Below are 23,187 nucleotides of genomic sequence, written 5' to 3' on the forward strand. Positions count from 1 at the left end.
ATCTCAAACGGCTGTCCTTTTGCCAAAAGATATGTCTTAACATTATCAATCTGTCGTTCTAAATCATCTTTTTGTTTATGGCTGGAAACGCGACAATATCCAATTGTAATGCGATTTATAGGCTTTACATTTATTATCTGGTTGAGTTGCTCATCAGAATAATATCTATAGCCACTTACTGTAGTATGATGCGGATGAAGTTTTCCATTTGCATCCCAATTTCGTAATGTCTGAGCAGATACGCCTATAATTTTTGAAAATTCGTGTATAGAATAATATTTACTCAAAGTATCAACTCCTTTCAATAATATTCTAGTCTAATATCTTATAAAACTCAATATCTACTTATATGATTTTATAATTTATCTTTAACTGTTAATGACCTCTTTTCTATTTGTGATAGGGTTCTCCCGACATGATCCGGTATCCACGGTAAATTTGCTCTAGCAGGATTACACGCATCAGCTGGTGCGGAAATGTCATTTTTGAAAAACTAAGTGCATAATCCGATTTTTCCAGAACTGCCTTCCCGATCCCTATGGATCCGCCAATCACAAAAATAATGTGACTGGTTCCCTGAATGCCAAGTTTTTCAATTTTCTCTGAAAATTCTTCGGAGGTCAGCTGCTTTCCGCCTATCTCCAGTGTAATAAGATATGCATCCTCACGGATATATTTCAAAAGACGTTCGGCCTCTTTTTGCCGGATCATTTCCTCTGCATTTTCGCTGGCATTGTCCGGTGTCTTTTCATCCGCCACCTCAATGATCTCCAGCTTGCAGTAGCGGCTCAGTCTCTTCGTATATTCCGCGATCGCATCCCGCAGATACTTTTCTTTTATTTTTCCAACCGTCAGTACGGTTATCTTCATTCTATTCTTTCCTCTCTTTCGCTGTATCAGTCTGTATAGTTATGCCCTTTCATACATATAAAGCTCATGCAGTGCTCTTGTTGCACAGATGTATTTTGCCTGCCCGGTCATCGGATTTTCTTTCTTCGGGAACACGCCGAATACCTGATCAAATTCCAGTCCCTTTGCCATATAGAAAGTCGTTACTGTCACGCCTTTTTCAAAGGTACTGCTGTCCCGGTCAATACAGTTTACCGGAAGTCCACGGTTTGAAAGCATCCTGGTCATTGTATAAGCCTCGTCCATCGTCTCCGTCAGAACTGCGGCGGTCTCATATTTATCCATTCCGGCATCTGCCTCCCGGATAAGTTCATTTAACAGTTCCTCATCCGAATCAAATGTCTTTTCGGTCACTGGTTTGCCATGACGCTCCAGATATTCCAGATCCTTTTCCCCGGTAAATTTCGCTGCATACTCTGCGATTTCAATGGTATTCCGGTAGCTTTTATTCATGATGATCTTGCGGATCGTACGTCCGAAAATCTTCGGCAGGAATGTCAGTACATCCTGCATCCGACTGTCCAGTGTCTGCGCCCGGTCGCCAAGGATCGTCATCCGGCAGGAAAACAGCTGGGACAGTACCACGTACTGCAAATATGAATAATCCTGCATCTCGTCGATCACCAGATGCTTGATATGCTTATGTCTGGTTCCTCCAAGCATCCGGTATTTGAGATAAAGTACCGGAAATACGTCTTCATACTGGAGTTTTCTGTTCTCATACGGAATTTTTGCCAGTGTCTCATACCCACTGTCCTCCAAAAACCAGTTATATATTTTGTAAATATCACGGGTGACATACATCCGGTTGAATTTCTCCCGGATCTCTTCTACCTCATCTTCCGGAAGATTCCGGTTATACAATGTCTCGTATTCATCCACCAGATATTCCATCACCGCATCCATTCTTGCAAGGATCGGAATATCCTGAAATTTGAAATAGAACAGATGGATCAGCTCCTCTTCGGTTTTTTCCAGAGTACGGATCTTAACCGGCTTAAAATCCATCAGCTGATCTTCCAGAACTGCCAGAAAGCCTTCCATCTCTCCGACAAATCCGGCAGACTGCTTCTTCAGATAGCTCTCCCGGATTCCCATCTCCGGAAAATGGATCAGCTTCTCCAGATAATCATAACGGTCCTCACAGTCCGATACGATTCCTTTCAATTCTCTGTACGCAAACAGATCAAAACTCATTTCCTGAATATTTTCTTCTCCAAGCTCTGGCAGAATGTGGGAAATATAATCCGCAAATACGCCGTTCGGTGAAAGGATCAGGATATCCGATGCTTTTAAATTTTTCCTGTCGTGATACAAAAGATATGCAATCCGGTGCAGTGCAACGGAGGTTTTCCCACTTCCTGCGGCTCCCTGAATAACCAGAACTTTGTCCTTTACATTCCGAATGATCTCATTCTGTTCTTTCTGGATAGTACGAACAATATTCTTCAGTTGTACATCCCCGTTACTTCCAAGCTCCTGTTTCAGGATCTCATCATCAATCTTGGTGTCACTTTCAAATGCATAAATCATCTTCCCTTTCTTGATCTTATACTGCCATTTGGAAGTAATCTCCCCTTCAATGGTTCCTCCCGGTGCTTCATAAGAAGCCTGTCCTCTGTCATAATCATAAAAAAGACCGCTCACTGGCGCCCTCCAGTCGTAGATCAGTGGCGTCATTCCTGCCTTAGGCGCAAAATTGCCGATTCCGATGTAAAAACTTTCGCTTTCTTCTTCCCCCTCAAAGAGAAAATCCACTCTTCCGAAATATGGGGAGTCGATCATTTTCTTAAGGCGCTGTTTTTTCATCAGACGTTCATTGTTCGCATTAACTTCTCCGAGAAGTGCCTGCTGATTATCATAATTTTCATAACCATACTCATCCATCTCCGTATAGTTTTCCCAATAATAATCATGCATGCTCTCAATCTGTTTTTCTCCTTCAAGAAACAATGCGTTGATCTCGGTAATGCGTGTCTTCAGTTTCTCTTCAACCTCTTCCAGAAACCGAATCTCACTGTTCATTGCGTCGTTATTACTCATATTCAAACCCTCTCATGATTACATCTTCCGATGATTTGTGCAATCTCTTCCGGCATCTTTGCAATGTAATCTGCACCGGCACTTTGAAGCTCCGCAAGATCTCCGTATCCATACAGGACACCGATCACCTGGATCCCATTCTCCTTTGCACCGTAGATATCATTATTTCTGTCACCGACCATAACGACCTGATCGTAATTCTCCCTTTCCACGCCCAGGTTATCCAACGCATACCGGATCACATCCGCCTTCCGGATCAGAGAGCCATCCATCGTAGCCCCGTAAATCCCTGCAAAATATTTTGCAAAGTCAAATTTGTCCGCAATCCTTTTTGCATACTCTTCCGGTTTGGAAGTCGCCACTGCAAGTATATATCCTTCATTTTTCAAGGATTCCAGCGTCTCCGCAAGCCCTTCATACACCGAATTCTCAAAAATGCCTTTCACCGCATAATATTCCCTGTAATACTTTACTCCAAGCAGTGCCTCTTCCTCAGACATCCCATAATATTTCTCCATTGATTCCGTCAACGGCGGTCCGATAAATTTCTTTAAAGTATCCCGCTCACCAACCTCCCGGTTCATTTTATTCAGCGCATACTCCACCGAATTCATGATCCCCGGTCCCGATTCCGTAATCGTCCCATCCAAGTCAAATAAGATATATTTATACTTCATAATAACCCTCTTTCACAAAATAATACTTTTTTTATTGTACCATTTTTGACTCTTCTTGTCCAGAAACCCTAATCTCCAAACCTCCTTTAAAATCAGCCAAAACATACAAACCAGCGTCCGTTTCTCCGCCCTTTATAACCGCCAGTTTTCTCCCCTTTGCACGACTTGAATTGGAACGATTATTTTTTTCAAAGTGGTCTACACAACCTATACAAAAACCGCAGTCCCTATCAAAGGAAACTGCGGTCATAACCCTTATTTATTTGAAAGATACTCGTCGATACCTCTTGCACCAGCTTTTCCGGCTCCCATAGCAAGGATTACTGTAGCTGCACCTGTTACGGCATCTCCACCTGCGTATACGCCTTCTTTAGAAGTCTTTCCGTGTTCTTCGTCTGCAACGATACATTTCCACTTGTTAACTTCCAGTCCTTCTGTTGTAGAAGAAATCAGCGGGTTCGGTGATGTTCCGAGTGACATGATAACTGTATCAACATCGATCACGAATTCAGAACCTTCAACCGGTACAGGACGTCTTCTTCCTGATGCGTCCGGTTCACCAAGTTCCATACGAACACATTTGATTCCTTTTACCCATCCATCTTCTTCGAGAATTTCTACCGGGTTTGTCAGTAGGTCGAACTGTACACCTTCTTCTTTTGCGTGATGAACTTCTTCTACACGGGCCGGAAGCTCTTCTTCGCTACGACGATATACGATATGAACTTCTGCTCCAAGACGAAGTGCTGTTCTTGCAGCATCCATTGCTACGTTACCACCACCAACAACTGCAACTTTTTTACCAGCTGCGATCGGTGTATCATAAGAATCATCAAATGCTTTCATAAGGTTACTTCTTGTCAGGTATTCATTTGCAGAAAATACACCGTTGGCATTTTCCCCCGGGATTCCCATGAATTTTGGAAGTCCTGCTCCTGATCCGATAAATACTGCTTCAAATCCTTCGTCTTCAATCAGCATATCGATTGTAGTAGATTTACCGATTACAACGTTTGTCTCAAAGTGAACACCAAGCTCTTTTACTTTTGCGATCTCTTTTGCAACGACTTTCTGTTTTGGAAGACGGAATTCCGGAATACCATATACAAGTACTCCACCGAGTTCATGAAGTGCTTCAAATACAGTTACATCATAGCCAAGCTTTGCAAGGTCGCCTGCACAGGTAAGTCCTGCCGGACCAGAACCGATAACGGCAACTTTGTGTCCGTTCTTCTTGTCAGCTCCAACCGGTTTGATGTCATGCTCCAGAGCGTAATCAGCAACGAATCTTTCCAGCTTACCGATAGAAATAGATTCTCCTTTGATACCACGGATACATTTTCCTTCGCACTGTGATTCCTGCGGACATACACGTCCACAAACAGCAGGAAGTGCAGAAGACTGTCCGATAATCTTATATGCTTCTTCGATATTGCCTTCTTTTACTTCATGAACAAATGCAGGAATATTGATTCCTACAGGACATCCCTGAATACATTTAGCATTCTTACAGTTGATACAACGGCTTGCTTCTTCCATTGCTTCTTCCTGATTATATCCGTAACATACTTCTTCAAAATTTGTTGCACGTACCTTCGGATCCTGTTCTCTTACAGGTACTTTCTTTAATACGTCTGCCATTATTCGTCACCTCCGCAATGACCGCATCCACCGTGATGTGTGTCACCTTCCTGTAATTTCAGCATAGCTCTGCCTTCCTGAGTCTTATACATCTGCTGTCTCTTCATTGCTTCATCAAAGTTAACGAGATGTCCGTCAAATTCCGGTCCGTCTACACATGCAAATTTGATTTCATCGCCTACGTGGAGACGGCATGCACCACACATACCTGTTCCGTCTACCATGATCGGGTTCATGCTGACGATAGTCGGGATTTCGAGTTTCTTTGTGAGCAGACATACGAATTTCATCATGATCATCGGACCGATTGCAACACAGACATCATACTTGTTACCTTCTGCAACAAGTGCTTCGATCTTTGTTGTTACCATACCTGCATGTCCGTATGTACCGTCATCTGTACATGGGTAATAATTTCCTGCAACTGCTTCCATCTCTTTTTCGAGAATCAGCATATCTTTTGTCTTAGAACCAACGATAACATCTACATCGATCCCATGTGCGTGCATCCATTTAACCTGCGGGTATACAGGGGCTGCACCAACACCACCGGCTACAAATAAGATCTTTTTATTCTTCAGACTCTCAATATCCTCTGAAATCAATTCAGATGGGCATCCGAGCGGTCCTGTGAAATCTCTGAAAGAGTCTCCTGCTTTTAATTGTGCCATCTTCTCAGTAGATGCTCCTACTGTCTGGAATACGATGGTAATTGTTCCTTCTTCTCTGTCATAATCGCAGATTGTCAGCGGAATTCTTTCCCCCTTGTCATCCATCTTGACAATTACGAACTGTCCTGGCTCACAGTGCTTTGCCACACGTGGTGCTTCTACATCCATAAGATAAATCTTATCAGCCAGTTTTTCAGCTTTTCTTATCTTGTACATTGCATTGCCTCCTAAAATATTTACTCTCTTTATGATAAATTATTGCAAAGTAAATAGCAAGTATTTCTTTTTAATTTGTTAAAAAATTATTTATGTCATAAATATAACTATCTTTTTTATCTATAAGTACCAATATTTCTTCTATAAATCTGCCAAAATTCTTCCGGTTATCAAAATTTTCAACTACATAAAATCTTGTGCCGACACGAATTTTTACCTGCTGACCGGATATAAAAATGAGACAGACGGTCAATATTAAGTCCGTCTGTCTCTGTAAGAACTGTATTCTCTTTTTTAAAAATCTACTTCTGTTCCATAATATGTACAGTTGAAAAGTTTTTCCATAGCTGCCGGATCGATCGGACGTGGGTTGGATCCTGTACATGCATCACCAACTGCAAGTTCTGAAATCTTTGCAATTTTTTCTTTGAATTCTGCTTCGTCAATACCGAAATCTTTCAGTGTCTTCGGAATATTCAGTTCTACATTAAATGCATCGATCTTTGCACACAGGCTGTTGATCAGCGCTTTCTCAGATGTACCCGGAAGTCCCATTCTGCGTGCGATTTCTGCATAACGTTTTGCAGCGACCGGATCTTTTGCATTATACTTAATTACATATGGAAGATAAATTGCATTTGCGCATCCGTGCGGAATGTGTCCGGTTGAAAATGCCGCACCTGTCTTATGTGCCATAGAATGTACGATTCCAAGAAGTGCATTGGAGAATGCCATTCCTGCAAGACACTGTGCATAATGCATCTGCTCTCTTGCTATCACATCACATTTGTAAGATGCTGGAAGGTAATCCAGAACCATCTCGATTGCCTGCAGTGCAAGCGGATCTGTAAATGGACAGTTCAGGGTAGATACATAAGCTTCGATCGCATGTGTCAGCGCATCCATACCTGTGTAAGCAACCTGCTTTACCGGGAGACCCATGACAAGATCCGGATCTACGATTGCAACGTCCGGTGTAATATTAAAATCGGCAAGTGGGTATTTTACTCCGGTCTGATAGTTGGTAATAACAGAGAACGCTGTTACTTCTGTTGCTGTTCCTGATGTTGACGGAATTGCAGCAAATTTTGCTTTTGTTCTCAATTCCGGGAAGTTGAACGGAATACAGAGATCTTCAAATGTAACATCCGGATATTCATAGAATGCCCACATTGCTTTTGCAGCATCAATCGGTGATCCGCCACCCATAGCTACGATCCAGTCCGGCTGGAACTCCTGCATAACTGCTGCACCTTTCATAACGGTCTCAACAGATGGATCTGGCTCAACACCTTCAAAAAGCTTTACTTCCATTCCTGCTTCTTTCAGATAGTTCTCAGCTCTGTCGAGGAATCCCTGACGCTTCATGGAACCTCCTCCGACAACCAGGATTGCTTTTTTTCCTTTCAGGTTCTTCAGTTCTTCAAGACATCCTTTTCCATGGTAAATATCTCTTGGTAATGTAAATCTGCTCATTTCAAACACTCCTTCGCCCTTAAAGTATGTTATCTTTTTGACAATCACATTGTATCTCAATTCTATCCTTTTTGCAATATTTTATCACAAATAAATTGTATTTGTTTCCATACAATTATACATTTTTAATAAGCCATATTAACCCCACTCTATTCATAAAATATTTGATTTGTGATATATTTCACATATTTACGCAAGTTATCCACAAATGAAAGTAATCGAAAAAGAGTACGCTTTACCAGTCTGCTCTGACAAGCAGACGACTCGGCATACTCTCTTCTTAAAATCGGATTTTACTCTATATTCAGTTCATAATTTCTTCTTGTGACATCACTTAATCTGCCTTTTTGATCCTGCAGAACAAAGCTGAAAATCGTACTTCCCGCCGGCATTACGATCGGCCCGGTATACTCCTGCGTCGCAGAATTATTCTCCGGATCCGGATCTGATCCATCCGTCGTGTAATATGCCGTATACTTATCCGGTACAACTACACTGATTGATTGGACATGGTTATACTGCCCGGTCGATGGAGTCACCGCCGGCGCATCTGCAATCGGGAACTCAACTTTATAAGTTTTACTTTCTGTCAGGCTTGGAATTCCTTTCTTATTAACAGAAATTGCTTTCACCGTTGTCTCACCTTCACCGATCTTGATCGGTTCCGTATATTTCGTACTTGAAGTTGTCGGCTCTGAACCGTCTGTCGTATAGTAGATCGCTTTTCCTTTTCCGGTCAGTTCCAGTGCCTGCACTTCATCATATGTCTCTGTCTCATCCAGACTAAACTCCGGTTCACCTGACACATAATCCTTCAGTGCTTCAAGAACCGTATCACTGGTACATGCATTCAGAAGCGGTGATACCTTTTCTTCCTGTTTGGTATCAATATAAAATTCTACCGCTGCACGATAAATTTCTGCATTTCCGGACTGCTTTGCAATCTCGTCTGTAAAAACTTCTTCTGCCTGATCCAGATCATCCTTGGCAATATAAACCTTTGAAATCCCTGTATAAGCTTCTGCTTTCTTCGGACTTCCAGAAGCTGCTTTTTCAAATACAGTGAGTGCGTTCTCATATTCGGAAGCTGCCAGAAGCCGGTATCCTTTCTTTACTTTTCCGGTATATGAATTTTGATAAAACAAGAAAATGAGTCCTGCCAGAACAATACACCCCGCCAATAGCATAAGCAGCATTTTCCGGCGTTTTTTTCTGGCGCGCTCTTTTCTCTTTTCTGCCCGCATACGCCGCAATCTGCGTTCTTCTTCATACGATCTTCTCGTCTGTTCCCGCGCATCTTCTCTTTGACCCACACGTCCGGTAGCCGGTCTGACATCACTGCGTCTGACCACTGCATCTCTTCCACGCCTGGTCACAGTTCCCTGCTGGCGACGACCAACACTTCCTGAATTTTCCACACACCTGGTCTCTCCTCCAACAATTTCCCGTCTTTCATATACCGGATTTGCCGCACCAGAATAGCTGACATCTTGCTTTTCCTGCTCACCCAGATGAAGCGACATTGTCTGTGTAATGCCTCCTTTTAACTGAGCAGTCAGCATATCATCAAGTGGGTTATAATCAGGCACGATCTGTATTTCCCTGCCGCATCTAGGACAGATCAACTGATCTTCAGGCAAATCTGCTCCACAGTGCATACATTTCATTGTCTTTCGTCTCCTTCTGGTATCATACTTCTTTTAGAACAATCCGGTAATTTTACCGTCTTCTACATCAATTCCATTTGCTGCAGGTACTTTCGGAAGACCCGGCATGGTCATGATTGCTCCGGTAAGAGCAACAACAAATCCTGCTCCTGCATTTACATAGACTTCACGGATATGGATATCAAAGTTCTCCGGACGTCCAAGAAGCTTCGCATCATCGGACAGAGAATACTGGTTCTTTGCCATACATACCGGGAACTTGCCAAAGCCCATTGATTCAATTCGTGCAAGCTGTTTCTTTGCAGCAGGTTCATATACAACACTCTTTGCTCCGTAAATCTCTTTGCAGATTGTCTCGATCTTCTCTGCAATTGATAACTCATCACTGTAAATCGGATGATAATGGCTTTCTTTTGTCTCCAGAGTCTGTAATACTTTCTCTGCCAGCTCTTTTCCGCCGTCTCCGCCTTTACCCCATACTTCTGCAAGAGCAAATTCGCAGCCTCTGTCTTCGCAGAACTTACGGATAAATTCGTATTCTGCTTCAGTATCACTGACAAATGAATTCAAGGTAACCACAACCGGAACACCGAATTTCTGCAGGTTCTCAATATGCTTTTCAAGATTTACAATTCCTTTTGCAAGAGCATCCAGATTTTCTTTGTTCAGTTCATCTTTTGGCACGTCACCATTATATTTTAATGCACGTACCGTTGCAACCAGAACTACAGCGTCCGGTTTCAGTCCCGCCATACGGCACTTGATATCCATAAACTTCTCTGCACCCAGATCCGCACCGAATCCCGCTTCTGTGATCGTGATATCACTCAGCTTAAGTGCCATCTTGGTTGCACGTACACTGTTGCAGCCATGTGCAATATTTGCGAACGGGCCACCGTGTACCAGTGCCGGTGTATGTTCCAGAGTCTGAATAATATTCGGCTTGATCGCATCCTTTAACAGTGCTGTCATTGCACCGGTTGCATGAAGCTGGTCAGCTGTAACCGGTTCTCCGGAAAATGTATAGGCAACAATGATTCTGCCAAGACGTTTTTTCAGATCTTCCAGATCGTCTGCCAAACATAAAATTGCCATAATTTCGGACGCAACCGTGATCACAAAATGATCCTCTCTTACCATTCCGTCCATTTTATTTCCAAGACCAACTACTACATTACGCAGTACACGGTCATTCATATCTACACACCGTTTCCACACAACCTGTCTCGGATCGATTCCAAGAGCATTTCCCTGCTGGATATGGTTGTCAAGAAGAGCTGCAAGCAGGTTATTTGCCGATGTGATCGCATGAAAATCTCCGGTAAAATGAAGATTCAGATCTTCCATCGGTACAACCTGTGCATAACCGCCGCCGGCAGCACCGCCTTTAATTCCAAAGCAAGGTCCGAGCGATGGCTCGCGCAGAGCGATCAGAGCTTTTTTGCCGAGCTTTGCCATTGCCTCTCCAAGTCCAACGGTAATCGTCGTTTTCCCCTCTCCCGCCGGAGTCGGATTGATTGCAGTAACAAGTACCAGCTTTCCATCTGGTCTGTCTTTTACTCTTTCCATCAATTCGTCCGATAATTTTGCCTTATACTTGCCGTAAAACTCAAGGTCTTCCTCTTCAATTCCAACCTTTGCTGCAACCTCGCGAATATGGAGCATCTCTGCCTCCTGTGCGATCTGAATGTCTGTCTTCATAATTATATCCTCCCTTTTTTCTTCTGCGTTTCTTAAACTGATTCTTCTATGTATTGCTCAAACTGTTCCATAGACATCAGTACTTTTCTTGGTTTGGTACCTTCTTCTTCTCCTACGACTCCCGCCTCGGCAAGCTGATCCATAATCCGCGCCGCACGGTTAAACCCGATCTTAAACACCCGTTGGAGCATTCCGATCGATGCTTTGTCTTTTTCAATGATAAACTTTCCTGCATCTACAAAGTAGACATCTTTGTCGTCCTCGGAAGTTGCTCCTCCCGCAGATACATTCTGATTACTATTCACCTGCTTCTGGATCTCTTCATTGTAGGCTGCGCCTCCGCTGTTCTCTTTTAGGAAATCAACCACTGCCTGGACTTCTTTATCAGAAACAAAAGCCCCCTGAACACGTACCGGCTTCTGATAGCCAGCCGGATAGAACAACATATCGCCTTTTCCCAGCAGCTTCTCCGCGCCATTCATATCAATGATGGTACGGGAATCCACACCGGATGATACAGAAAATGCTATTCTTGATGGCATATTCGCCTTAATCAGACCGGTAATGACATTAACCGATGGTCTCTGCGTTGCAAGAACCAGATGAAGTCCTGCCGCACGCGCAAGCTGTGCCAGACGGCAGATCGCCTCTTCCACTTCTCCAGGTGCAACCATCATCAGGTCTGCAAGTTCGTCTACGATGATTACAATCTGTGGAAGTTTCTGTGCTTTATTCGGATCATCAATATCTTTAATGTTCTCGACTTTATCATTGTAACCTTTCAGATCACGGACATTATACTCGGCAAAAAGCTGATAACGTCTGTTCATTTCCGCAACCGCCCAGTTCAAAGCTCCTGCTGCCTTCTTCGGATCCGTTACAACCGGGATCATCAGATGTGGAATTCCATTATATACACTTAGTTCCACCACCTTTGGATCTACCATGATCAGCTTCACATCCTCCGGTTTTGCTTTGTAGATAATACTCATAATGATCGTATTGATACAGACAGATTTACCGGATCCGGTAGCTCCTGCGACAAGTAGATGCGGCATCTTTGCAATATCTGATACCACCACTTTACCTGAAATGTCACGACCTGTCGCAAATGCGATCCGTGATCTACTTTTCTTAAATTCATCTGATTCCAGAAGATCACGCAGCATAACTGCAGTATTTTCCTTATTCGGAACTTCAATGCCGACCGCTGCTTTTCCCGGGATCGGTGCCTCAATACGGATATCAGCCGCCGCCAGGTTCAGCTTGATGTCATCCGCAAGTCCTACGATCTTGCTGACTTTCACCCCCATCTCAGGCTGTAACTCATAGCGTGTGACAGAAGGTCCGCAGCTGATATTAGTGATTGTAACATTCACACCGAAGGTTTGAAGTGTCTTCTGGAGCTTTGCTGCTGTCTCCCGCAGATGCGCATCCGAATCTCCGGAGTTTTTACTTCCATGCTTCAACAGACTAAGAGGTGGAAAGCGGTATTCCCTGACCGGTTTCTCACTTTTTGCAATCGTATCTGCAACAGCAGCCACCTCTTTTGGGATATCTGCCTTAACTTTTGAATTTCCGGAGACCTGTCTTTTTATTCCGTCTTCTGTCTTCCCCGCTGATAAATTTTCTTCAGCCACATCTGTCTGTATATCTTTACCGGACTCCGTCTTTTTTTCTGCTTCCTGCATCGCTCCTTTTAAGAATTTCGGGAGTTTTTCTTTCACCGGCTCAAGGGGAACCGGTTCCGGATCCGGGATCAGCTCTGTAGCGGAAAGGGGCATCGCACGATTGATCACTACATCATCCAGTGCAATTTTCCCAGTCTGTTCCATAATGTGCTTTGCAGCCGCTTCTTCTGCACCGGCAAGCACGCTGCTCATATCCTTCCGGCTGCGTCTGGTAGCTTTCTTTTCTGTGCTTTCCTTTGCTTCTTTTCCGGCTTTTTCTTCTGCTTTTTCTGCCTCGTTCTCTTTTCCTCCAACTGTCGAATTAAAGGAAACGCCGCTTACCTGATAATCAACACGCATAGCTTCCCGTCTTGCCCTGCGTTCCTCAGCCTCTTCTTTACGCTTCTGCATGTCCTCTCTGGCACGGTCATACGCTTTTTCCCCGCCGATCTTCATTCCTTTTAGAATAGACTTTTCTGTGATAAGGACTACACAGATCACCATTAAAATGATCACGACAACATATGTACCAACTTTACCGATTGCCGGCACCAGTCTGACCGCAATTGCCTTTCCAACAGATCCGCCTTTTTCATCGATCAGTTCAAAGAGCACACAGCACTGAACCAGTAATACAACGCCTGCAACAGTCTTAATATATGCAATCCTGTTTCCTTTATTGGAAACCACAAACGCGACTCCACAAAATAAAAGCAGTGGAAATACATACGCCATCCAACCCATCATTCCCTGCTGCAGTGCTGCAATCTTTCTTCCAAATGCACCTGCAAGCCCGAAATTGCTGATTGTGAGCAGAATCCCTACCGCAAGTGTCACCCAGATCAGAATCTCCGTTGCAAGAAATGATTCTTCCTGCGGCACAGCTTTTGATGTGGTATTCTTTCTGGTTGTCTTCGCAGATTTTGCAGACTTTGCACTTGTCTTCTTCGTAGGCTGCCGCTTTTTCGCCGTGCTCTGCTTTGCATTTTTCTTTGTTCCGGTTGTCTTTGAAGCCATCAAACTTCCCCCTTGTATTTATACTCTTTATCTTGTAATCAAATGACCGATTCCTTCTCCTCTCTCCCCAGATATAGTATCCGGAATCAGTCATCAAAAGTGTATACTTGTACATACTATTTTATTATAGCATCCTCTTCGCCTTATGTCATCTCATAATTTTTATCAGTATTTTCCATTTTTTCATCAATCATTTCATGCAATTTATTTAATGCATCTCTTATTCCGCCAACTTCATCAATGAGTCCTTCCTCCACTGCACGTTTTCCTTCCAGCATTGTCCCCACATCTTTGACAAGCTGTGTGGAATCCAGCATCAGTTCTTCAATCCGCTCCTGTGACATTCCGGAATGCTCTGCAAGGAATCCGGTGATCCGGTCTTGCGTCTTTTCAATATTCCGCAGGCTTTGTGCCACACCGATGAACATTCCGCTTGTCCGCACCGGGTGAATGATCATCGTCCCACTTGGAACAATAAAAGAATAATCTGCCGACACAGCAAGAGGGCCACCGATAGAATGACACCCTCCAAGTACCAGAGATACTGTCGGTTTGCTTAAAGACGCGATCATTTCCGCAATCGCAAGTCCCGCCTCCACATCTCCGCCAAGTGTATTTAAGAGAATCAGCACACCATCAGTCTGAACACTGTTCTCAATCTGTGCCAGCTTTGGAAGCAGGTGCTCATACTTGGTTGCCTTTGTACTGCCGGAAACCGTCTCATGCCCTTCTACTTCGCCGATGATCGTGAGTAGCTCGATCTGATGATTCCGACGTCGGTCAAGCGAAAGCATTCCCATTTCTTTAACATGTTCATCTTCTTCCTTTGTGGTTTCCGGCTCCGTCTCTCTGACTTCCTTTTCTTTATTTTCCATATTTTCTACAGTCTGTTCCCTGCTCTTTTTCTTACGTATCTGGTATTCTTTTACATCCGTTTCTTCTTGTATTTTCATTGCCGCATTCCTCCGTTCTTTTTAGCTTAGTATGGACAATGCTTATGAAAATATGCAGGATTTTCGCCACAGAAATGAATCGCAGATTCTTGTACCGACACAAATCTGTACCTGATTCACTGTATATGCAAAAGAGAATGCGACTCGGCACATTCTCTTTGATTTAAACATTATGAAAATAAATATTTCCTGCGCAGGCTATATACCATATCCGTATAAATCTTGCGGCATGCCTCCAGATTATCAGATTCGATCATGGAAACACATGGGTGAAGATAACGGCTCCAGATATCTGCATATACATCTTCTGAATTTTCCATCCGGTTGATCCGGTTTACGATTGTCGGAGCAATATCGTAATACTCGGCAACAATTTCTTCGCCGCCTTTCTGATTCACCAGATATTCATCTCTGTATCTTCTCATCAGATTCAGTTCGTAACAGTCATCCGGTTTGCCAAGGCTTGCACATACGGCTGTAGTAATATAGCAGAGACGTGATTTGAAGCCTCCCTGGATCTGCTCGAATTCCGATTTACTGATTTTTAGTTCCAGATCATGATCATTCCAGCGTTCGATCATGCAGTCTACAATCTCTTCACAAGCATCCATTCTGCCATAACGGAACATCGGGATCACATACGTAACCATGCCCAGATTATATTTCATAAGTACATTTTCTTTTTTTCTTTTTGAACTTTCCTGATCCAGTACTTCCCGCATTCTATCCGGAAGAACAGCAGCAATCTCTTCAATCTCTTCCTGTCTGTCTTCCGAATTCTCGCATTCCTGTGCAATCTCAGTAAAAAGTGGCTTATACTTCTCGTATGCATTTTCAAACGAATCCGCATAAGTCTTTTTATTGAAATCTCTGGAAATCGGAATAATCTGGTCAAACAGGTCATTCAGTCCATTCTGTATACTCTGATTCATTCAGGTTCCTCCCGGAATCGATCCTATGCTTCTTCCCAGTTATGATATACTTCCTGTACATCATCATCATCTTCAAGAAGATCAAGCGTCTTCTGAATATTCTTGATATCTTCTTCGTTGTCCAAAGTTACCCATGTCTGTGGAATCATTGTAACTTCTGCGCTTGCCATCGGAATACCCGCTTCTTCCAGAGCAAGACGAACCTCACTGAAATCATTCGGATCTGTAAGAATTTCAAAGCTGTCCTCTTCTTCCGAAAAATCTTCTGCTCCTGCATCCAGTGCCTGCATCATCAGATCATCTGCATCCAGTTCACATTCTTCTTTATCGACAATGATCTGTCCTTTCTGATCAAACATGAAAGAAACACATCCACTGGTTCCGATATTTCCTTTTCCCTTTGTGAAAGCGCTTCTTACATTAGAAGCAGTACGGTTACGGTTATCAGTAAGTGCATCAACGATGATTGCAGTTCCGTTCGGTCCGTATCCTTCGTATACGATGTGTTCGTAGTTGTTAGCATCTCCGTCTCCGGCTGCTTTTTTGATACTTCTGTCAATATTGTCATTTGGCATATTATTTGCTTTTGCCTTTGCAATCGCATCACGGAGTCTGCTGTTGTTAGCCGGATCAGCTCCGCCTCCTTCTTTGACTGCTACAGCGATTTCACGACCGATCTTCGTGAATACTTTTCCTTTTGCTGCGTCGTTTTTTTCTTTTTTATGCTTGATATTCGCAAATTTTGAATGTCCTGACATTACTTTTTACCTCTCTTCAGTATTTTTACTATTCTCAATTGTACTATTTTATCACTTTTTTGTCCTACTGACAAGGACTTTGCGTATTGTATTATTATCAACTGACAATACATGGAACAGATAGCCTCCGAATTCCACCTGACATTCTTCATCTTCCGAAGGAATTCTGTCCAGGCAGTCGATCAGATAACCATTGATCGTATCGTAATCTTCTTCGTTGAAACTGATTCCCAGAAGCTCTTCCAGATCCTCCAGCTGTGTCATACCATCCACGATATATGTACCATCTGCCTGTTTGATGATCAGCTCTTCTTCCTCATCATACTCATCCTGGATATTTCCAACGATTTCTTCTACAATATCTTCCATCGTTACGATCCCTGATGTCTGTCCATACTCATCCAGCACGATCACCATATGGCTCTTGTCCTGCTGCATCTGTTGAAACAGTTTGTCAATCGCCTTTGTTTCCGGGATAAATCCTGCCGGACGGATGGCATCCTTCAGATCATGCACTGGTTTTTTCCTTGCCGGACCGTCCAGGTAGCTCTGCATCGCATCCCGGATATGAAGAATCCCCACAATGTTGTCAATATCTTCTTCATAAACCGGGAATCTGGATTTGTTCTCCTCCAGCATAAAGGTAAGTGCTTTTTCCAGAGATTCCTCTCCATCCAGTGCTACGATATTTTTCCGGTGCGTCATGATATCTTTTGCATCCGAATCCATATATTCAAAAATGTTGGTGATCATCTTCATCTCACGTCTTGTCAGAACACCTTTTTCATAGCCTTCCAGTACTTTTTCAATGATTTCTTCTGCAATTTTCTCTTTATCTTCATTGTCAGAAAATACATTTTTCATTTTCTGAAGTAAATTACCTTCCGTTTCCATTGCTTTCCATACTTCTCCTCTTTTATGTATGAAGCATCAGGCTGACGCACAGCGCTTCATCGACTTTTCTCATAAGCTCTTTGTCTACCCGGCACACGTAATCCTTCAGTCTCTGTTTATCGATAGTCCGAATCTGCTCCAGAAGGACAACAGAATCCTTAACGATTCTGTACCTTTTTGCATCGATTTCCACATGTGTCGGCAGCTTCGCTTTATTCATCCTTGAAGTGATCGCGGCACAGATAACGGTCGGACTGTGCCGGTTCCCGACATCATTTTGGATGACAAGAACCGGACGCACACCGCCCTGCTCCGAACCGACTACCGGACTTAAATCCGCATAATAAATATCTCCACGCCTGATCTGCACTTCTTTCACACTCCGCTTATCAAGATACTTTCATTATTGCCAGCTTTCTCCTGCTGTATTCATATCTCTTTCGAAGTGCATCCCCGCATTTTAGAAATAATCGACCTGCTCTACAACTTTTCCGTCACGCAGATATTCCCTCGGAACACGTTTATTGATATCACAGATAAATTCATAGTTAAATCTACCGCTCAGACCGGCAAGCTCATCTATTGAAAGATAAGCATCCCCATCGTGGCCGACCAGTGTTGCCCTGTCACCAAATTTCACATCTGGAATTCCGGTCACATCTACCATAAACTGATCCATACAGACTCTGCCAAGGATCGGTGCCTTCTGACCATGGATCAGAACATATCCTTTGTTGGAAAGACTTCGTGGGTATCCGTCTCCATATCCCGTCGGGATTGTGGCGATCTGCATCCTTTTCGGGGCAACAAAGGTGCCTCCGTAGCTGACTTCCGTACCCTTTTCAATCCATTTCACATAAGTCACGTGCGCGATCAGCTCCATTGCCGGCCGGAGCGGAACTGCTTCCTTATTGACTTCATCTGACGGATACAGTCCATAGGTAGAAATCCCGGCTCTCTCCAGATTCATTCCAAGCTTTGGCATATCAATGATACTTGCACTGTTTGCACAATGATAATAAGTAAATTCCATACCTTCTGCTGCAAGATGTTCTTTCATCCACAGAAAAGCACGGATCTGTTCCAGTGTCGTGGTCTTATCCGCCTCATCTGCCTTTGAAAAATGGGTAAACATTCCTTCGCAATCCGTATAAACAAGCCTGCCGATCTTAAGGATCTCCTCTACACTTTCTTTCGCTACCGGAAAACCAAGTCTTGACATTCCAGTATCGATCTTAATGTGCAGATATGCCTTCTTCCCCATACGATATGCGGTCTCATCCGCAAGCTTCGCAAGCTCATAGCTGTAAGTTGTCATGCGGATCTCATGACGGATCATCTCTTCCAGCTGGTCCGGGAAAATACATCCCAGGCAAAGAATCGGCTTCTGAATGCCGGCTTTTCTGAGTACAACACCTTCATCCAGAGTTGCGACCGCATAGCCCCAGACATAGTCCACATCTTCCAGCATTCTTGAAATCGGCACCGCTCCATGACCATAACCATCTGTCTTGATGACCACGACCATCTTGGTTCCTTTTTCTATATTTGCATGCATCATTTCCATGTTATACATCACCGCATCCAGATCGATCACCGCACGCAGTCTGCTGTATTTCTTCATTCTGTCATATCCTCCAATTCCTTAAGTGTTCTGCCGAGCATTTTCAAGAGATCACCCGCAAGCACACTGTAAGAGCCAAGTTCTTTTCTGGCATGATCTCCGCACAGACCATGCAGATAAACGCCAAGCACAGCGGCATCATCCGGTCTCATATGCTGTGCCATAAGTCCGGTGATCATTCCTGCAAGCACATCTCCCGATCCGGCCTTTGCCATTGCCGCATTACCGGTGGTATTGATCATAAGCCTTCCCTCTGGCGCTTTCACAAGTGTCCTGCTGTCTTTCAGTACACAGACAGCATGGACTTTTTCTGTATATTTCCTTAATAGCTCTCTTCTGTTGTCTTTTAATTCCTGTACGCTGTATCCGGTCAGTCTGGACATTTCTTTCATATGTGGAGTAAGTACATATCCGGAAGGATTCATCCGAATCTGTTCGATCCCCCACTCATCGGTCTTTGCCAGAAGGTTCAGTCCGTCCGCATCAATAACAGCCGGGGTTTTATTATTCTCAAGCACCTTTTTCAGTAATTCCTCCGAATGCGGTCCCATACCGAGTCCGCATCCAATACAGAGCACATCCGCCCATTCCAGCAAATCCGGAAGTTCTTCAAATGATTCTGTCTCGTCCAGAGAATAGGTCGTCATTACCGCCTCCGGTAAAAGTTCCTGTAAGATTGCCCGGTTACTTTCCTCCGTATAAATCCGGACAAGACCCGCTCCCGAAAGATATGCTGCCCTGGCACTTAAATATGCTGCACCGGACATTCCTTTGCTTCCGGTAATCATCAGAACCTTTCCATAAGTCCCTTTATTAGAATCCGGTTTCCTTTGCGGCAGCATTGCCGGCACATCGGATTTTTCAAGTGCCATGCAGATTTCTTCTTCCGCAAAAAACTCCGGTCTGGTAATTCCGATCGGTGCTGTAACAAGCTTTCCTGTATACTCACATCCCGGATATAGGATCTGTCCCATCTTCTGAAACGCAAAGGTCACTGTAAGATCTGCTTTAAATGCCGTTCCAAGCACTTTTCCATCATCCGAACGGATCCCTGAAGGAGTGTCGACTGCCACCTTACAGGCAGTCATCCGATTCATCTGATCAATCACCTCTGCGTATCTGCCTTTTATTTCACGGGATAGGCCAATACCGAATACGGCATCTATAATAACACTATATTCTTTCTGTGGCAAACTGTTTCCTACAGATATTCCCAGATTTTCCAGAATTTTCATCTGGATTTTTGTTTCTTCACTACGATGGTCATAATTTCCGATCAATACTACATCTGGATGATTTCCTTCTTCTACGAGCATCCTTGCAATTGCGAATCCGTCACCACCGTTATTGCCACTTCCACACACGACCAATGCTTTCGACAAATCTATGTCTTCTGCTTTCATCGCAGCCACACACTGAAGTGCCGCCCGTTCCATCAGGACAAGGGACGGGACCTGCATCTTCTGTATCATTCTCTGATCCGATCTTCTCATCTGATCTGCTGTCAGTATTTCTTTCATATCCGGTCTCCCATACATTTAATTTTCAAAAAGGTGCAGGAAAAAACTTTCCTGCACCTCTGCCTTCTGGTCTGCTTTGCCTACTTTCCTTCATGTTCTTCATTGTATCTGGTGATATTATAAGATAATCTCATCAGACTTTCAGACAAATGAACATTCTCCACAATAATATTATCCGGCAGATTCAGATCTGTATGCGCAAAATTCCAGATAGCCTTAACTCCATTATCTACCAGGAGATTGGCAACCTCTACTGCTTTTGTCTTCGGAATCGTAAGAACCCCGATCTCAATATCGTTTTCTTTCACAAAATCCTTCAATTCATCCATCATACGGATCTCAACTCCACGGATCGTCAATCCGGCAAGTCTTGGGTTTACGTCAAACAGCCCTTTTAAAACAAATCCCCGATTTTCAAATGCTGCATAGTTCGCCAGTGCCTGTCCAAGATTTCCTGCTCCAATGATAACGAATTTATGTTTCTCGTTCAGTCCAAGGATCTTACCTATCTCTGTATAAAGATACTTTACATTATAGCCATATCCCTGCTGTCCAAATCCACCAAAATTATTCAGATCCTGACGGATCTGTGAAGCAGTTACTTTCATTCTTTTACTTAATTCATTGGATGATATCCGTTCGACTCCGCTCTCCAGTAGTTCCCCTAAATAACGATAATACCGCGGAAGTCTCCTTATTACTGCCTGAGATATTTCTCTTGATGCCACTTTCACTTCCACCTTCCTATTTTTTGACTCATTATTTTTAATTATATAAGAATCCAGTGAAAAAGTCAAATTTTATAGTTGTTTTTTGTCGTATTTCAGCTATAATTATGTTACTGTGAGCAGTAACATAATTGCCACTTTAACAGGAGGATATAAAAATGATACTGGCATGTCATAATCTGTCAAAAAGTTTTGGGGATCAGGTCATCGTAAAAGACGGATCCTTTCATATAGAGAACCATGAAAAAGCTGCCCTTGTAGGTATTAACGGAGCCGGCAAATCCACGATCCTCAAGATGATCGTAGGACAGCTTTCTCCCGATGCAGGGACGGTTGTTCTTACCAAAGGCAAAACTCTCGGCTACCTTGCACAGCATCAGGAGATGGAAAGCGGCAATACCATTTACGAAGAAGTCCGCACGGCAAAAGCCGAAGTCATTGAGATGGAAAAGCAGATCCGTACAATCGAGATCGAGCTTCCGTCTCTTTCCGGAGATGCTCTTGAAGCACGTCTTGCCACTTATCAGAGACTGACTTCTGCATTTGAGCACGCAGACGGTTACGCCTATAAAAGTGAGCTTACCGGCGTTCTAAAAGGTCTCGGATTTACAGAAGAAGAATTTACTAAACCCGTAGATTCTTTATCCGGTGGTCAGAAGACCCGTGTATCTCTTGGCAAACTCCTTCTTACCAAGCCTGACGTCCTGCTTCTGGATGAGCCAACCAACCACCTGGATATGAACTCCATCGCATGGCTGGAAACCTATCTTCTGAATTATCCGGGTGCTGTTCTTATCGTATCCCACGACCGCTATTTCCTGAACCGTGTGGTTACAAAGGTGATTGAAGTCGAGCAGGGACAGCTTCATACTTATATGGGCAATTATTCTGATTTTGCTGTCAAAAAAGAACAGCTCAGAGAAGCCAAATTAAAAGAATACTTGAATCAGCAGCGTGAGATCAAACATCAGGAAGCCGTGATCGAAAAGCTCCGTTCATTTAACCGTGAGAAATCCATCAAGCGTGCCGAAAGCCGGGAAAAAATGCTGGATAAGATGACGCTTGTTGACAAACCGATGGAGATCAACACCGACATCCATCTGAAGCTGGAGCCTTCGCGTATTAGTGGCAATGATGTCCTTTCTGTCAAAGGATTAAGCAAAGCATTTCCGCCACAGACACTTTTCACAGATATCAGTTTCGAGATCAAGCGTGGGGAACATGTAGCCATCATTGGCGACAACGGAACCGGAAAAACTACGCTTCTCAAGATTCTGAACAATGTGATCCAGGCAGACAGCGGTTCCTTTACACTGGGTGCCAATGTGGAGATCGGTTACTACGATCAGGAACACCACGTCCTTCATATGGATAAGACGATCTTTGAAGAAATTTCCGATGATTATCCGACACTTACCAACACACAAATCCGGAACATGCTTGCTGCTTTTCTTTTTACCGGAGATGATGTTTTCAAGTTGATCGGTGATTTAAGTGGTGGTGAAAGGGGACGTGTATCTCTGGCAAAGCTGATGCTCTCCAATGCAAATTTTCTGATCCTCGATGAGCCGACCAATCATCTGGACATCACTTCCAAGGAAATTCTTGAGCGGGCTCTGAACGATTATACCGGTACGATACTTTATGTATCCCACGACCGTTATTTCATCAACCAGACTGCCACCCGTATTCTGGAACTGACCGGCAATACCTTTGTAAATTATATCGGCAACTATGATTATTATCTGGAGAAAAAAGATCTTCTGACCCCGGCTGTTTCCACAGCTGCTTCCGAAGACGCACCGGCACAGGTTTCCGAATCCAAACTAAGCTGGCAGGAGCAGAAAGAAGAACAGGCACGTCTCCGTAAAAGGCAGAACGACCTGAAGAAAACAGAAGAACGTATCGGTGTTCTGGAAACACGTAATGGCAAAATCGATGAACTGATGATGCAGGAAGAAGTCTATACGAATTCTGTTAAATGCCAGGAACTGGCAAAAGAAAAAGCAGCAAACGAAGCAGAACTCGAAGAACTCTATGAAAAATGGGAAGAACTGGCTGAATAAGCCAGTTCTTCCCATTTTCCTGTC

Annotated in this window: 19 protein-coding genes; 1 reads left to right on the plus strand and 18 read right to left on the minus strand. The window is 43.6% G+C overall.

The genetic code is table 11. From position 1 onward, the window contains the following. From PGW42_RS00005 to PGW42_RS00090, 18 genes are all read right to left on the minus strand, one after another. Positions 1 to 287, minus strand: a 287-nt coding sequence (locus PGW42_RS00005) for a MerR family transcriptional regulator (RefSeq protein WP_270235090.1), incomplete at its 3' end; no start/stop codon positions are given. A gap of 103 nt (positions 288 to 390) precedes the next feature. Further along, entirely contained in the window at positions 391 to 870 is a 480-nt protein-coding gene (gene rlmH, locus PGW42_RS00010; RefSeq protein ID WP_022219903.1) for a 23S rRNA (pseudouridine(1915)-N(3))-methyltransferase RlmH, read from the minus strand. Between the two features lie 39 nt (positions 871 to 909). After that, the gene (locus tag PGW42_RS00015; protein ID WP_442872429.1) at positions 910 to 2,934 is read right to left on the minus strand and encodes a HelD family protein; all 2,025 of its coding nucleotides are present in this window, start codon (positions 2,932 to 2,934) and stop codon (positions 910 to 912) included. A gap of 20 nt (positions 2,935 to 2,954) precedes the next feature. Then, positions 2,955 to 3,629 carry an HAD family hydrolase gene (locus tag PGW42_RS00020; protein ID WP_055260520.1) on the minus strand — a complete coding sequence of 225 codons (675 nt, stop codon included), beginning with the start codon at positions 3,627 to 3,629 and terminating at the stop codon, positions 2,955 to 2,957. 255 nt (positions 3,630 to 3,884) lie between these two features. Then, positions 3,885 to 5,270: an NADPH-dependent glutamate synthase gene (gene gltA, locus PGW42_RS00025; protein WP_117556726.1), complete on the minus strand. Its 1,386-nt coding sequence runs from the start codon at positions 5,268 to 5,270 to the stop codon at positions 3,885 to 3,887. Continuing rightward, positions 5,270 to 6,157 carry a sulfide/dihydroorotate dehydrogenase-like FAD/NAD-binding protein gene (locus PGW42_RS00030; RefSeq protein ID WP_055156711.1) on the minus strand — a complete coding sequence of 296 codons (888 nt, stop codon included), beginning with the start codon at positions 6,155 to 6,157 and terminating at the stop codon, positions 5,270 to 5,272. The genes gltA and PGW42_RS00030 overlap by 1 nt, the downstream gene beginning before the upstream one ends. A gap of 294 nt (positions 6,158 to 6,451) precedes the next feature. Then, a complete protein-coding gene (locus PGW42_RS00035; RefSeq protein WP_195250003.1) occupies positions 6,452 to 7,633 on the minus strand; it encodes an iron-containing alcohol dehydrogenase in 1,182 nt (393 codons plus the stop codon). Between the two features lie 293 nt (positions 7,634 to 7,926). Continuing rightward, positions 7,927 to 9,300, minus strand: coding sequence for a chitobiase/beta-hexosaminidase C-terminal domain-containing protein (locus PGW42_RS00040; protein WP_270203128.1), 1,374 nt, complete (start codon positions 9,298 to 9,300; stop codon positions 7,927 to 7,929). Between the two features lie 33 nt (positions 9,301 to 9,333). Next, positions 9,334 to 11,001, minus strand: coding sequence for a formate--tetrahydrofolate ligase (locus tag PGW42_RS00045; RefSeq protein WP_270203127.1), 1,668 nt, complete (start codon positions 10,999 to 11,001; stop codon positions 9,334 to 9,336). A gap of 32 nt (positions 11,002 to 11,033) precedes the next feature. Beyond that, on the minus strand, positions 11,034 to 13,688 hold the full coding sequence (locus PGW42_RS00050; RefSeq protein ID WP_270203126.1) for an FtsK/SpoIIIE family DNA translocase: 2,655 nt from the start codon (positions 13,686 to 13,688) through the stop codon (positions 11,034 to 11,036). Between the two features lie 143 nt (positions 13,689 to 13,831). Continuing rightward, positions 13,832 to 14,563, minus strand: coding sequence for a ClpP family protease (locus PGW42_RS00055; protein ID WP_055156738.1), 732 nt, complete (start codon positions 14,561 to 14,563; stop codon positions 13,832 to 13,834). 248 nt (positions 14,564 to 14,811) lie between these two features. Then, complete coding sequence (locus PGW42_RS00060; RefSeq protein WP_270203125.1) at positions 14,812 to 15,573, minus strand: CFI-box-CTERM domain-containing protein; 762 nt, start codon at positions 15,571 to 15,573, stop codon at positions 14,812 to 14,814. Positions 15,574 to 15,596: 23 nt separating this feature from the next. Next, positions 15,597 to 16,331, minus strand: coding sequence for a YebC/PmpR family DNA-binding transcriptional regulator (locus PGW42_RS00065; RefSeq protein WP_022219892.1), 735 nt, complete (start codon positions 16,329 to 16,331; stop codon positions 15,597 to 15,599). A gap of 51 nt (positions 16,332 to 16,382) precedes the next feature. Beyond that, positions 16,383 to 17,225, minus strand: coding sequence for a hemolysin family protein (locus PGW42_RS00070; RefSeq protein ID WP_022219891.1), 843 nt, complete (start codon positions 17,223 to 17,225; stop codon positions 16,383 to 16,385). A 22-nt stretch (positions 17,226 to 17,247) separates the two neighbouring features. Continuing rightward, a complete protein-coding gene (locus PGW42_RS00075; RefSeq protein ID WP_022219890.1) occupies positions 17,248 to 17,595 on the minus strand; it encodes a type II toxin-antitoxin system PemK/MazF family toxin in 348 nt (115 codons plus the stop codon). A 90-nt stretch (positions 17,596 to 17,685) separates the two neighbouring features. Further along, complete coding sequence (alr, locus tag PGW42_RS00080) at positions 17,686 to 18,849, minus strand: alanine racemase (RefSeq protein ID WP_195250006.1); 1,164 nt, start codon at positions 18,847 to 18,849, stop codon at positions 17,686 to 17,688. Continuing rightward, positions 18,846 to 20,369, minus strand: coding sequence for an NAD(P)H-hydrate dehydratase (locus PGW42_RS00085; protein ID WP_270203123.1), 1,524 nt, complete (start codon positions 20,367 to 20,369; stop codon positions 18,846 to 18,848). The genes alr and PGW42_RS00085 overlap by 4 nt, the downstream gene beginning before the upstream one ends. A gap of 80 nt (positions 20,370 to 20,449) precedes the next feature. Then, positions 20,450 to 21,097 carry a redox-sensing transcriptional repressor Rex gene (locus PGW42_RS00090; RefSeq protein WP_022219887.1) on the minus strand — a complete coding sequence of 216 codons (648 nt, stop codon included), beginning with the start codon at positions 21,095 to 21,097 and terminating at the stop codon, positions 20,450 to 20,452. A gap of 158 nt (positions 21,098 to 21,255) precedes the next feature. Between PGW42_RS00090 and PGW42_RS00095 the strand changes: the two genes are divergently transcribed. Beyond that, positions 21,256 to 23,163: an ABC-F family ATP-binding cassette domain-containing protein gene (locus PGW42_RS00095; RefSeq protein ID WP_270203122.1), complete on the plus strand. Its 1,908-nt coding sequence runs from the start codon at positions 21,256 to 21,258 to the stop codon at positions 23,161 to 23,163. Positions 23,164 to 23,187 lie beyond the last annotated feature (24 nt).

The sequence above is a fragment of the Coprococcus sp. TM115-187 genome (assembly GCF_027679115.1).
GTDB lineage: Bacteria > Bacillota > Clostridia > Lachnospirales > Lachnospiraceae > Allocoprococcus > Allocoprococcus comes.